Genomic DNA, 13160 nt, shown 5'->3' with positions numbered 1-13160 from the left:
CAGGCTTCCTGCCCGTGTTCGACTGCGATCCGCTCCGCCTGGAGCCGCAGCGGTCGTGGGCGCTCGCTTCGGCGAGACCGACGTCGCCGTGCTCGGCCGCTTCGTCCCTCCTCGGTCGGGTCCCTGCCCCGGACGAGCCTGCGGGGATTCACCGGGCCGGACCGGAATGCCGGCGCGGCCGGGTCCGCGCGCCGAGGACTTGACCGAATCACCCGCCTGCGCCAATACCAGGACACTGCGAGGAGCGTCGCGCCATGAGCACTCTCGACATACTTTCCGAGGACGAGCAGCTGATTGTCAGGACGGTGCACGACTTCGTGGACAAGGAGGTGAAGCCGGTCGTCCGGGAGATGGAGCACGCGGACGTCTACCCCGAGGCACTCATCGAGCAGATGAAGCAGCTCGGCGTGTTCGGTCTCGCGGTCCCCGGGGAATACGGCGGCACCCGCGTCTCGACCCCTTGTTACGTGCTGATCACCGAGGAGCTGGCACGCGGCTGGATGAGCCTGGCCGGAGCAATGGGTGGCCACACGGTCGTCGCCAAACTGCTGCTGCACTTCGGCACCGAGAAGCAGAGGAGGCACTACCTGCCGAAGATGGCCACCGGCGAGATCCGCGCGACGATGGCCCTGACCGAGCCGGGAGGCGGATCCGATCTGCAAGCCATGCGCACGGTGGCCCGTAGAGACGCCGACGGTTATGTCATCAACGGTGCGAAGACCTGGATCACCAACTCCCGTCGCTCACAGCTGATCGCACTGCTGTGCAAGACGGATCCGGAGGCGAGTCCCGCGCACAAGGGCATGTCGATCCTCCTCGTCGAGCACGGCACCGGCCTGACCGTCTCCCGCGACCTGCCCAAGCTCGGCTACAAGGGCGTGGAGAGCTGCGAGCTGTCCTTCGAGGACTACCAGGCTACGGCGGATGCCGTGCTCGGCGGAGCCGTGGGCAGGGGGTTCGCGCAGATGATGAAGGGCCTGGAGACCGGGCGGCTGCAGGTCGCCGCCCGTGCCCTCGGCGTCGGCCGGGCGGCGCTGGAGGACGCGCTCGCCTACGCTCGGGAGCGCGAGTCGTTCGGAAAGCCGATCTGGCAGCACCAGTCCATCGGCAACTACCTGGCAGACATGGCGACTTCCCTGACTGCGGCCCGGCAGCTGACCCTGCACGCGGCCCGGGAAGCGGACGCGGGGCGCCGGGTGGACATGGAGGCCGGAATGGCGAAGCTCTTCGCCTCCGAGACAGCAATGCACATAGCCCTCAACGCCGTGCGCATCCACGGCGGTTACGGATACTCGACCGAGTTCGACGTCGAGCGCTACTTCCGCGACGCGCCGCTGATGATCGTCGGCGAGGGCACCAACGAGATTCAACGGAACGTGATCGCGAGCCAACTGGTCGGGCGAGGAGGACTCGACGCATGAAGATCGTGGTGTGCGTGAAGTACGTGCCCGACGCCACTGGCGACCGGCACTTCGCCGATGACCTGACCGTCGACCGGGACGACGTGGACGGTCTGCTCTCCGAGCTGGACGAGTACGCGGTCGAACAGGCGCTGCAGATCTCCGAGAACTCCGACGACGACGTAGAGGTCACCGTCCTCACGGTCGGCCCCGAGGACGCCAGGGACGCCCTGCGCAAGGCGCTGTCCATGGGCGCCGACAGGGCGATCCACGTCGAGGACGACGACCTGCACGGCACCGACGCCATCGGCACCTCCCTGGTCCTGGCCAAGGCCATCGAGAAGGCCGGCTTCGACCTGGTCGTCTCCGGCATGGCCTCCACCGACGGCACCGGCGGCATCGTCCCGGCCCTGCTGGCCGAGCGCCTGGGCGTCCCGCAGGTCACCCTGCTGTCCGAGGTGTCCGTCGAGGACGGCGTCGTCAAGGGCCGCCGCGACGGCGACGCGGCCTCCGAGCAGTTGGAGGCACGGCTCCCGGCGGTCGTGTCGGTCACCGACCAGTCGGGCGAGGCGCGTTACCCGTCCTTCAAGGGCATCATGGCGGCGAAGAAGAAGCCGGTGGAGTCCTGGGACCTGTCCGACCTGGACATCGAGGCCGAGGAGGTCGGCCTCGACGGCGCGTACACCAAGGTCGTGACCGCGGCCCAACGCCCGGCGCGCACGGCCGGCACGATCGTCAACGACGAGGGCGAGGGCGGCAAGCAGCTCGCCGAGTTCCTCGCGAGCCAGAAGTTCATCTGAGGTCTCGCCTGCCCCCTGGCTGACCGCCCCTCAACTTCGTTACGCAGGAGAGAAGAAGTCCCATGGCTGAAGTCCTCGTCTACGTCGACCACGCGGACGGCGTGGTCCGCAAACCGACCCTGGAACTGCTGACCCTGGCCCGCCGCCTGGGCGAGCCGGTCGCCGTCGCGCTGGGCACCGGCGCCGCCGACACCGCCGCCGCGCTGGCCGAGCACGGCGCGACCCCCGTCCTCACCCACGAGGCCGCCGAGTACGCCGACTACCTCGTCGTGCCGAAGGTGGACGCGCTGCAGGCCGCCGTCGAGGCGGTCTCCCCGGCCGCGGTCCTGGTCCCGTCCTCCGCGGAGGGCAAGGAGATCGCCGCGCGTCTGGCGCTGCGCATCGGCTCCGGCATCATCACCGACGCCGTCGACCTGGAGGCCGGCGACGAGGGCCCGGTGGCCACCCAGTCGGTGTTCGCCGCGTCGTTCACCACCACCTCGCGTGTCGTCAAGGGCACCCCGGTCATCACGGTCAAGCCGAACTCGGCCGCCGTCGAGGCCGCTCCGGCCGCCGGTGCGGTGGAGGCGCTGTCGGTGACGTTCTCCGCCAGGGCGACCGACACCAGGGTCACGGGCCGTACGCCGCGTGAGTCGACGGGCCGCCCCGAGCTGACCGAGGCCGCGATCGTGGTCTCCGGCGGCCGTGGTGTGGGCGGCGCGCAGAACTTCGCGATCATCGAGGCGCTGGCCGACTCGCTGGGTGCGGCCGTCGGCGCCTCGCGCGCCGCGGTGGACGCGGGCTGGTACCCGCACACCAACCAGGTCGGCCAGACCGGCAAGTCCGTCTCGCCGCAGCTCTACATCGCCAACGGCATCTCCGGCGCCATCCAGCACCGTGCCGGCATGCAGACCTCGAAGACCATCGTGGCCGTCAACAAGGACCCCGAGGCCCCGATCTTCGACCTGGTCGACTACGGCATCGTCGGCGACCTCTTCGACGTCGTCCCGCAGCTCACCGAGGAGATCAAGGACCCGCGAGAAATGAGTGGCTCGCAGCGCTGAGGCGGCAGTCCCCGGCACCCTGCCTCGATCGCCCGCGGTGGTGTTCAGGCTGCCTCCGGCCGACTCCGTCAGCCGGGACACAGCGCAAGGGCCGGCCGGCGGCCTGGCCGCATCCGTGGCGGCCGGCCGCCCAGCGGGTCACTGGCTCGTGTAGCCGCCGTCCAGGACCAGTTCGGATCCTGTCGCGAACGATGACTCCTCGGAGGCGAGGAAGAGCGCGCCGTACGCGATCTCTTCGGGCTTGCCCATGCGGCCGAGCGGTGTGGCGGTGACCAGTGCCGGCCGGAAGGCGGCCGGCACCTCTTCCTCGACCATGCCTGTGTCGATGACACCCGGGTGGAGGGAGTTGATGCGGATGCCTTCGGGTGCGTACTGGATCGCGGCTGTCTTGGTGAGGAGACGGACCGCCCCCTTGGTGGCCTGATAGGCCGCGGCCGCTCCACTGCCGATCAGGCCGTAGATGGAGGAGACGTTGACGATGGACCCTCCGCCGGAGCGGCGCATGGCCGGCACGGCGTACTTCATGCCCAGCCAGACTCCCGTCTGGTTGACGGCCACGATCCGGTCCCACTGCTCGCGCGAGGTCTCCTCGACCCCGGCCATGCTCAGGATCCCGGCGTTGTTGACGAGGATGTCGACGCGGCCGAACTCCTGGATCGCACGGTTGACGGTATCGCCCCACGCCGCCTCGTCGGTGACGTCGTGCGGCACAGCCACGACCGCGGCACCAGTGTCCTGGAGCTCCTTCTCTACGGCGCGCAGTGCGTCTTCGCGTATGTCGGTGATGACGAGCGACGCCCCCTCGGCGGCGAACAGACGTGCCTCCGCCGCGCCTTGTCCGCGCGCGGCACCAGTGATGATCGCGACCTTGCCATCCAGTCGATGCGCCATGATTCGTCCTTCGAAAGTGTGAGGTGGATCAGCGGACAGCGCTCCGGCTCGTGCGAAGCCCCTAGCAACCGGTCGTCACCCGGTCCGTCCGGGGCCCGTCACTCAGCCGGTGGTGAGCGCGATGTACTTGGTCTCCATGAATTCATCAAGGGCGTGGTGGCCACCCTCTCGACCGAGACCGGAGGACTTGACGCCGCCGAACGGTGCGGCCGGGTCGGCCATGAGGCCACGGTTGACACCGACCATGCCCACGTCGAGCCTTTCACTGATGGTCACGGCACGTGAGACGTCAGTGGTGAACAGGTAGCCGGCCAGTCCGTAGTCGGTGTCGTTGGCGAAGGCGACGGCCTCGTCGACCGAATCGACGGTGAACAGGGGCGCGACCGGGGCGAAGAGTTCCTGACAGGAGAAGTCCGGCGCGGTGTCGTGCATCTGGAGGACGGTGGGTTCGAAGAAGTATCCGTCGCCGCCGATGGGTTTTCCCCCGAGCAGTACCTCGGCGTGGTCGCCGACAATCGCTTGGATGGTGCCGGCGATGGCTTCCCGCTGGGTCTGGGAGATCATCGGCCCGACGTCGACGCCCGGCCGGTGGCCGGGGCCGACCACGAGCGCGCGCGTGCGGTCGACGAACCGCTCGGTGAACTCCGCGGCGATGGCCCGGTGCAGGATGATCCGGTTCGCGGCGACGCATGCCTGCCCGGCGTTGCGGAACTTGGCCGCGATCGCCTGTGCCACGGCGTTCTCGATGTCGGCGTCCTCCAGGACGATGAAGGGGCCATTCCCTCCGAGCTCGAGCTGAACGCTCATGATCTCCCGTGATGCCTGCCGCATCATCAGGGAGCCTACGCCGACAGATCCGGTGAAGCTGACCTTGCGCAGCCGCCGGTCCTGCATCAACCGCTCGGACAGCTCGGCCGCCCGGGTCGTGGGGACGAGGTTCATCACCCCGGCCGGCAGGCCCGCGTCGATGAGCGTCTGCATGAGCAGCGCCGACGTCAGCGGCGTCTGTGCTGCAGGCTTCATGATCGCGGTGCAGCCGGCCGCCAGCGCTGCGGCCGCCTTGCGCGCCGGGATCAGGACAGGGAAGTTCCACGGCGAGACGAGGAGGCTGGGACCCACCGGCTGCAACGTGGTGATGATCCGGAAGTCGCCGCGGGAGGCCCGGGAGAAGGAACCGTGCACATGGGCCGCTTTCTCCGCGAGCCACCTGACGAAGTCAAGAGCGAGCACCATCTCGCCCTCGGCATCCGCCCGGGGCTTGCCGGACTCCAGCACCATGACGTCGCTGAAGGCGTCGGCACGCTCCGCCAGCAACTGGTGGAATGCGTGCAGGATGTCGGCACGGGCCCTGGGCGCGATCTCGCCCCAGGATGCCTGGGCGGCACTCGCCGCGTCCAGGGCGGCCTGCGCATGGGCCGCGGTGCCGTCCGACACGGAGGCGAACGCAACTCCGGTCGCCGGGTCGACCACGTCGAACGTCGCCGGGAGGTCGATCCATTCGCCGTTGACATGGATGCCGGTGTGGACCGTATGGCGGCGTTCGGTGCCGGGGAACTGAACGGTGATCGTGTGGGACACGAGAACCTGCCTCTCACATGCGACGGGGGGGGAGAAGGACTGGCGACGCAGGCCGGTGGGGCCCCGGCCTGCGAACAAGCCTGGTCAGGCGAACTGGAATCCCTTGTAGCTGGCGTCCTGGCAGTCGGAGAGAACCTTGCGGTAGGCGCCGAGACCGGCCAGGTAGAAGTAGACGGTGTTCTTCTTGCCGGGGATGTTGGCGCCGAAGATCCACGACTGCGCCTTGGGGAACAGGGTCGCGTTGGCGATCGCCTGACAGGTGTCGGTCCACTGCTGTTCCGCGTCGGCGGTGGCCTCCACCGTTGACAGCCCGGTGTCCTCTGCGTGCTTCACCAGGTCGGTGAACCATTCGACCTGCGCCTCGATCGAGGGCGGCAGGTTCGTGAAGGGACCGTTGGGCCCGAGCACCATGAACAGGTTCGGGAAGTTGGCGACGGTCACCCCCAGGTAGCTCGACGGGCCGTCGCGCCAGTAGTCCTTCATCGCCAGACCGTCGCGCCCGCGAAGGTCGAACCGCTTGTAGTTGCCGTCCACCGCGTCGAAGCCGGTCGCGAAGATCAGCGTGTCGAGTTCGTGCTCCACCCCGTCCGAGGTCCTGACACCCTTGGCCGTGATCTCCGCGATCGGGTTCTCCTTGACGTCGACCAGCTCCACGTTGTCCCGGTTGAAGGTGGCGTAGTAGCCGCTGTCGCACAGAGGCCGCTTGGCATAGAAGTCCCTCGGCGTCAGCTTGCGTGCCGTCTCGGGGTCCTTCACGATCTGGGCGATCTTGGCCTTGATGAAGTCCTGGGCGCCCTTGTTCGCTTCTTCGTCGGTGGCGATGTCGGCGAACGTCTCGAACATGAAGCGGAAGCCGCCCCCCTTCTGCCAGGCCCGCTCGAAGATCGCCTGCCGCGTCTCGGGGGAGACCGAAGCGTAGGGGACGTCGCTTTCCTCGAAGCCGAACGCGACCGCCGATTCGCGTACCTGTGCCCAGATGGCGTCGTAGTCCTTCTTGACCTGGGCCACATACTCCTTCGAGACCGGGCCGTTGCCCACCGGCACGGTGTACTGCGCGGAGCGCTGGAAGACGGTGAGGTGGTCCACCTCGGGCGCGATCGCGGTGATGACCTGCGTGCCGGTGGATCCCGTGCCCACGATCCCGACGCGCTTCCCGGCGAGCTCGAGGTCGTCCGGCCAGGCCCCGGTGTGCACGAGGTCGCCCTGGAAGGTCTCGATGCCCTTGATGTTGGGCAGGTTGGTCGCCGAGAGCAGCCCGAGGGCGGTCACCAGGTACTTGGCGGTGTGGCGCTCGCCGTTGTCGGTCTGCACGTGCCAGAGGTTGTCCGCCTCGTTGAAGTGCGCGGCGGCGATGCCGGTGTTGAGCTGGATGTCGGGTCGCAGCTTCCAGCGGTCCGCGACGTGCTCGAGGTACCGCAGAATCTGCGGCTGGTTGAGATAGCGCGTGTCGAAGTCCCATTCCTGCAGAAGGTCCCTGTCGCAGGAGTAGCAGTAGACGAACGACTCGGTGTCCGACAGAGCACCGGGGTACCGGTTCCAGTACCAGGTACCCCCTACGCCGCCCGCCTTGTCGAACACGCGTACGTTGAGGCCCAGATCATCGCGGAACTTCTTCAGCGCGTACATTCCGCCGAAGCCGGCGCCGATCACGATGACATCGTGGTGTGTGGCCATGGAAGTTGTCTCCTCTGCTCTTGTCGTTTCTCGTGCGGGTCGGCGGCCGGTCATCGGCGGAACCAGTCGCTGATACGGGCGATCTCCGCGTCGGCTTCCGGGGCGCGGCCGGCGAGGAAGGGGAACACGTGCTGCATGCCGTCGACGACCGACAGAGTCACGTCGACACCGGCCGCGGCCGCGCGGTCGGCCAGCCGCGTCGCGTTGTCCAGCAACGTCTCCACCGACCCGGCGGTGACGTACAGACGGGGGAAGCCGCTGTAGTCGGCGTACAGCGGATTGGCCAGCGGATCGTTGGGCTTGCCACTCTCGCCGAGGAACATCGCCGACATTCCTTCGAGGATCTCGCGGCTGACCAGCCCATCGGTCGCCGCGTTGCTGACCAGGGTGTCCCCGGTGTGCTCCATGTCGAGCCACGGCGAGAACGCGATGACCGCACCCGGCAGCGGGACACCGTCGTCCCGCAGCCTGAGCACGACGGAGATCGCCAGGTTGCCGCCGGCCGAGTCACCGGCCGTCAGGACGTTCCGGGAAGCGAACCCCTGGTCCAGGAGTGCACGGTAGACCGCAGCGGCGTCCTCGATCTGTGCGGGGAAGGGGTGCTCGGGGGCGCGCCGGTAATCGACGACGAAGGCTGTCGTGTTCAGGGCCTTGGCCAGATGCCCGGCGAGCTTGCGGTGGCTGGCGGCGGACCCGACCGAGAATCCCCCGCCGTGGGTGTACATGATCACTTTCGACGCGTCCGCGTCGACGGGGAGCGCCCAGATACCCTCGACGCCGGCAACGGCGCCGGACCGGTAGGTCACTCCTTCGGGTTCGAGGGTGGGCTGGTGCCACTCGTCGAAGAGACTGCGCAGCATGGCGATGGACATCTGCGGGTCCGCGGCCATGCGGTCCGTCCAATCGCGGTACAGGGCCTCCAGGTAGCCGGCTTCGGCAGAGATGGGCATCGGATCGCCTTTCACACGACGGAACCCAGATGACATCTGGGTGACTGGCAAGCGTCAGCGTGCGGCAGCCCCGCTACGGCGGGTTGTTCCGATCTGAAACACTTGGACAATCGTCCGGACATCGGGGCGCAACACCGAATTCACGAGAGCCCCTGGCAGCTGCGGCTCGGTCGGGACTCCCTCAACCAGCCGATTATTGCGATCACGTCATCAATAGTCTGCTGACTATGTATTGGACTTCCTGAATCGCCAGCTGTGATCGTGGGCACACTGCCCCACAGCGGGGCGCACCGCACGGAGGGTCGAAACCATGAAGGCGTACGCAGTGCTCGAGGGCACAAAGGAGATCACCGAGATCACGCTCCCGACTCCTGCGCCGGTGGGTGCGGAGGTCGTCCTGCGCGTCCTGTACTCCGGCGTCTGTCATTCCGACACCCACCTGCTCGAGGGCGGCTACGATCTTGGGACCCGCGGCATGATGCTGCTCAAGGACCGGGGTGTTCCTTATCCCCTGGTCCTCGGCCATGAGGTCGTCGGAGTGGTCGAGAGCGTGGGCCCCGAAGCATCTGCCGACCTGGTCGGGAAGATGCTGCTCGTCTTCCCCTGGATAGGATGCGGGGAGTGCTCGACATGCCGCAGCGGTCGCGACAACGCCTGCACCAAGGGACGGATGCTGGGCGTGCAGCGCCATGGCGGCTATGCGGAGTACATCTCGGTCCCGCACGAGAAGTACCTGATCGACATCGGTGGGCTCGATCCCGCGTGGGCGGCCACCCTCGCCTGCTCCGGGCTGACGTCGTACAGCGCTGTGAACAAGGTGCGCCATGTGGACCCCGAGGAGCCGGTCGTCGTCATCGGCGCCGGCGGGCTCGGACTGACCGCCGTCGCCATGCTCCAGGCGAGGGGGCATCGGCACACCATTGCCGTGGACCTCTCCGAGCGGAACCTCAAGCTGGCGCTGGAGATGGGTGCCGGCAAGACCGTGCTCGCCGACCCCGCCTCGCTCGCCGCCGACATCGTCGCAGCCGCGGGTGAACCAGTCGCAGCCGTCATCGACTTCGTCAACGGGACATCGACAGCCATCCATGCCTTCGACGCACTCCGGAAGGGTGGCCTCCTGGTCCACGTCGGACTCTTCGGCGGAGAGATGACGATCCCCACCGCTCTGCTGCCGGTGAAGATGCTCACGCTCCAGGGCAGCTACGTGGGCACCCTGGCCGAGCTCCAGGAGCTGGTCGGCATGGCCAAAACGAACAATCTACCACGTATCCCGCTCATTCGCGGTACGCTGAACGCAGCCGGCGTCGCGGACTCGCTGGCCCAACTCGTCCAGCGAAAGGTCGCCGGGCGGATCGTGTTGTCTGCGGACCGGACAGTCGCCGGGTGAACTGAGCCGTCGGAGGAAGCGATGGAGCACCTCCCCACGACCAATCTGGAAGAGCTGCGCGAAGCGCGCGACAGGTTGCTGCGTCAGGGCGTGCAGAACCATGAGGATGCCACCGGGTCGGTTCGAAGCGTCATCCTGCGCAGTTGGCGCCGGTCTGCCAGCGAAGCGGTGCCCACCGACCGTGTCGCCTTCCGCTACCTCGACCCCCAAGGGCGCTCCGAGCTGCTGTGCCGCTCGAGCGGTCCTGTGCTCGACCGGCTCAGCTCGGACCTTGACGGACTCGGGGTCGCGGTCTTCCTCAGCGACCATCAGGGCCGGATCCTGTCACGGCGAGCGGGCAGCGTCACGCAGCGCAGCAAGCTCGACAACGCCTGTGCGGCCGAGGGCTTCGACTTCTCCGAGCGCGCCGTGGGTACGAACGCCATCGGTACCGTGCTGGAGGACAAGTCCGCGCTCCTGGTGCGCGGCGGTGAGCACTACAACGACCTGCTCGGGCCCCTGACCTGCGCGGGGGCACCCATCCGGATGCCAGGCACCGGTCGCGTGGTCGGCTCCATCGCGCTGACCTGCCCGGTCAGGGCCACCAACCCGCTGTTGTTGACCCTCGCGACGAATGCCGCCCGGCAGGCCGAACAGGTCATGACCGACCTGGACGGCGGGCGCAACCGGGCACTGCTCGCTGCCCTGACCCCCCGGTCAGGCCCGGCGCGCCGGGCGCCAGTGGTGGTCCTGACCTCCGACGCGGTGCTGGCCAACCCCGCCGGGCTGCGATTCGTCACGCCGGAACACCATCCGCTGCTGTGGGCGACCGTGACCGGCCGGTCCTGGGACACGGACCCGCAGACCATCGAACTCGATCTGACGGACGGGCGCGTTCTCGCCGTGGCGCACCGCATCACCGACCCCGTCGGTGATGCCTTCCGGCTCGAGTTCCGCCCCGACGTACGCCTCGGAAGGGGGGCCCCACGCCGGGGCACGGATGCGGCCGAATCGCTCCACCCCGTGCCTGCGGTCAACGAGCATCTCCGGTACGCCCTCGACGCCTCACGGACGATCGCCATCGGCGGCGCACCGGGCACCGGCAAGTTCCGTCTGTCCCAAGGGATCGCCGCCCTCGGCCCTCAGCATCCTGTGACGGTCGTCGACCTCTGCGCCGCCGCCGAACGCACCCCCCGGTGGTTCGCCGATGCCGTGCAAACCCTGTCCAGCGGGGGCCATCTCGTCCTCCGTCATCTGGAGGATCTCGACGCCGGCTCCGTCGACCAGGTCAAGGCCCTGACCGACCTCGCCGGCAACACCGCGGATCCTCGAGACCCGGCACCCGGCCGACTGATCCTCACGGTCAACCTCAAGCGGACGCCACAGCACGTCGCGGACCTGCTGAAGCAAACGGCGATCACGGTGGCCATACCCGAGCTCTACCACATGAAGGAGCACATTCCCGACGTTGCCCAGGCCATCCTGTCCGGCCTGGCAGGCATCAAGGCGGGCACCACGCTGTCGTCTGCCGTACGAGCGGCGCTCATGGCATACCCCTGGCCCGGCAACATCCGGGAGCTGCGCCTGGCCATGGCCGATGTCGCGGCCGCGAGGCCCGGCTGGCTGATCCAGCTGGAACACCTCCCGCTGTGGCTCCGCGATGCCGCCCAGGGTCGGCAGCTCACCGGATACGAAAAGGCCGAACGCGAGGCCATCCTGGCCGCTCTCCAGGAAGCCGACGGCAACCGCTCCAAGGCGGCGGTACTGCTCGGAATAGGGCGGACCACGCTGTACCGCAAGATCAAGGCTCTTCACCTCGACTGCCACGATCAGATGCCCTTGATCACCGGCGGCTGACCGGTCGAGCGGGGCGGCAACCGGCCGACACCCGGGGGAGATGGGCGCGGCGTCGTGGGACCCTGGCAGGGGCTCGTCACCGCTCCTGACGAGACGGGCCGCCGACGACGGCAGTCGGGCAGCCGTCCCGACGGCGGCAATGCCGTCCACGGTGGTCCGCCCTCGCACCCGGCCCGGCTCCGCCTCGACGAAGGACGACGGCAGTCAGTGGCGGCCTCGGCCTCCCCGTCCCGCTCGCAGCGGGAGGGTGGCCGGAGGCGGAGTCCGGAGTGGCTCCGTGATCGGGGCGAGGCACCCTTGACGCCGGATCCGCTGGCAGCTAGATCTCGCGCACCCACAGCAGAGTTTCGGGGGTCGGTCGGCTCAGCAAGGCAGCAGGGCCTGACCGACATCAGGCCGGGTTCGCGGGCGCGCCGAGCCGGTGATCGGCGGCCGCCCGACCCTTCACATGCTTACACCGGGAAGTTCCTCGCCATCTGCTTGGCGATGATCAGCCGCTGGATCTCGCTGGTGCCCTCGTAGAGCCGGAACAGCCGGGCGTCGCGGTAGAACCGCTCGACGGGCACCCCACGCATGTAACCCAGACCGCCGTGGATCTGGACGGCGCGGTCCGCGATACGACCGACGGCCTCGGTGCAGAAGAGCTTGCACAACGAGGGCGCCAGTCGCCGGTCGCTGCCGTCGTCCCAGCTGCACGCGGCCTGAAGCACCATGGCGCGCCCGGCATATGCCTCGGTCTGGCTGTCGGCGAGCATGGCCTGGACAAGCTGGAACGTGGTGAGCTTGTGGCCACCCTGGCTGCTGGTGGTGGCGTGGCGCAGGCTCTCGTCGATGAGGCGGTCCGCCAGTCCGACCGTGAGCGCGGCGATGTGCAGTCGGCCCTTGGCCAGGGAGCGCATCGCGGCTCGAAACCCCTCCCCCTCGACCTCTCCGACGAGGTTCTCGGCCGGTACGCGGGCCTCTTCGAAGTAGATCTCCGAGGTCGCGGCGCCACGTTGCCCCATCTTGGCGTTCTTGGGGCCAATGGTGACGCCAGGGGTGTCGGTGGGCACGATGAGGACCGAGATGCCGTCCATCCCCCGGGCCGCGTCACCGGTCCGGGCGAAGACCATGAGAAGATCCGCTTCAAGCGCGTTGGTGATGAACTGCTTCTGCCCGGAGATGACGTAGTGGTCCCCATGGCGGACCGCACGGGTCCGCAGGCCGCTGGGGTCAGAGCCGGCCTCGGGCTCGGTGAGGGCGAAAGAGGCCATGAGGTCACCGCCGGCGAGACCGGGCAGGTACTTCTTCTTCTGCGTCTCGGTGCCGCAGTTGACAAGCACCTGGCCGGCGATGCCGTTGTTGGTGCCGAACATCGACCGGAAGGCAGGGCTGGTCCATCCCAGCTCCATCACGAGCCGGACCTCCTCCGACATCGAGAAGCCGAGCCCGCCGTATTCCTCAGGGATGGCGAAGCCGAACAGCCCCATGGCGGCCGCCTTCTCCCGGATCCGGCCGGGGATACGGTCCTCTTCCTCGATCTCTTCCTCCGCCGCGACCACGTCCCTGCGGACGAAGGTACGGACGGCATCGAGGACGGAGGTGAACTCTTCGGGTTCCAC

Annotated in this window: 10 protein-coding genes; 5 read left to right on the top strand and 5 right to left on the bottom strand. The window is 68.3% G+C overall.

The window, feature by feature from the left end; genetic code table 11:
* The first annotated feature begins 254 nt into the window (after positions 1 to 254).
* The 3 genes from GUY61_RS00550 (at position 255) to GUY61_RS00540 (ending at position 3243) form a co-directional block, all read left to right on the top strand.
* A complete protein-coding gene (locus GUY61_RS00550; protein WP_166628017.1) occupies positions 255 to 1421 on the top strand; it encodes an acyl-CoA dehydrogenase family protein in 1167 nt (388 codons plus the stop codon).
* Positions 1418 to 2200, top strand: a complete 783-nt coding sequence (locus GUY61_RS00545; protein WP_166628016.1) for an electron transfer flavoprotein subunit beta/FixA family protein — start codon at positions 1418 to 1420, stop codon at positions 2198 to 2200. Before GUY61_RS00550 ends, GUY61_RS00545 begins: the two co-directional genes overlap by 4 nt.
* A gap of 62 nt (positions 2201 to 2262) precedes the next feature.
* Entirely contained in the window at positions 2263 to 3243 is a 981-nt protein-coding gene (locus GUY61_RS00540; protein WP_166628015.1) for an electron transfer flavoprotein subunit alpha/FixB family protein, read from the top strand.
* A 138-nt stretch (positions 3244 to 3381) separates the two neighbouring features.
* On the opposite strand, the gene GUY61_RS00535 is transcribed toward GUY61_RS00540, so the two are convergent.
* The 4 genes from GUY61_RS00535 to GUY61_RS00520 form a co-directional block, all read right to left on the bottom strand.
* Positions 3382 to 4134, bottom strand: a complete 753-nt coding sequence (locus GUY61_RS00535) for a glucose 1-dehydrogenase (RefSeq protein ID WP_166628014.1) — start codon at positions 4132 to 4134, stop codon at positions 3382 to 3384.
* A gap of 102 nt (positions 4135 to 4236) precedes the next feature.
* Complete coding sequence (locus tag GUY61_RS00530; protein ID WP_166628013.1) at positions 4237 to 5712, bottom strand: aldehyde dehydrogenase family protein; 1476 nt, start codon at positions 5710 to 5712, stop codon at positions 4237 to 4239.
* Positions 5713 to 5796: 84 nt separating this feature from the next.
* Entirely contained in the window at positions 5797 to 7386 is a 1590-nt protein-coding gene (locus GUY61_RS00525) for an NAD(P)/FAD-dependent oxidoreductase (RefSeq protein WP_166628012.1), read from the bottom strand.
* A gap of 50 nt (positions 7387 to 7436) precedes the next feature.
* Positions 7437 to 8336 carry an alpha/beta hydrolase gene (locus tag GUY61_RS00520; protein ID WP_166628011.1) on the bottom strand — a complete coding sequence of 300 codons (900 nt, stop codon included), beginning with the start codon at positions 8334 to 8336 and terminating at the stop codon, positions 7437 to 7439.
* Positions 8337 to 8646: 310 nt separating this feature from the next.
* Here GUY61_RS00520 and GUY61_RS00515 point away from each other — a divergent pair, with 310 nt between their 5' ends.
* Together GUY61_RS00515 and GUY61_RS00510 are read left to right on the top strand one after the other, a co-directional pair.
* Positions 8647 to 9723 carry an alcohol dehydrogenase gene (locus GUY61_RS00515; protein ID WP_166628010.1) on the top strand — a complete coding sequence of 359 codons (1077 nt, stop codon included), beginning with the start codon at positions 8647 to 8649 and terminating at the stop codon, positions 9721 to 9723.
* Positions 9724 to 9744: 21 nt separating this feature from the next.
* On the top strand, positions 9745 to 11559 hold the full coding sequence (locus GUY61_RS00510; protein ID WP_166628009.1) for a sigma-54-dependent Fis family transcriptional regulator: 1815 nt from the start codon (positions 9745 to 9747) through the stop codon (positions 11557 to 11559).
* Between the two features lie 452 nt (positions 11560 to 12011).
* On the opposite strand, the gene GUY61_RS41055 is transcribed toward GUY61_RS00510, so the two are convergent.
* Positions 12012 to 13160 carry an acyl-CoA dehydrogenase family protein gene (locus tag GUY61_RS41055; protein WP_166628008.1) on the bottom strand — a complete coding sequence of 383 codons (1149 nt, stop codon included), beginning with the start codon at positions 13158 to 13160 and terminating at the stop codon, positions 12012 to 12014.

Origin of the sequence: Streptomyces sp. GC420 (assembly GCF_009916105.1) — a bacterium.
Taxonomy (GTDB): domain Bacteria; phylum Actinomycetota; class Actinomycetes; order Streptomycetales; family Streptomycetaceae; genus Streptomyces.
Note: the sequence above shows the minus strand (reverse complement) of the source record. Positions and strands in the feature narration are given on the sequence as shown.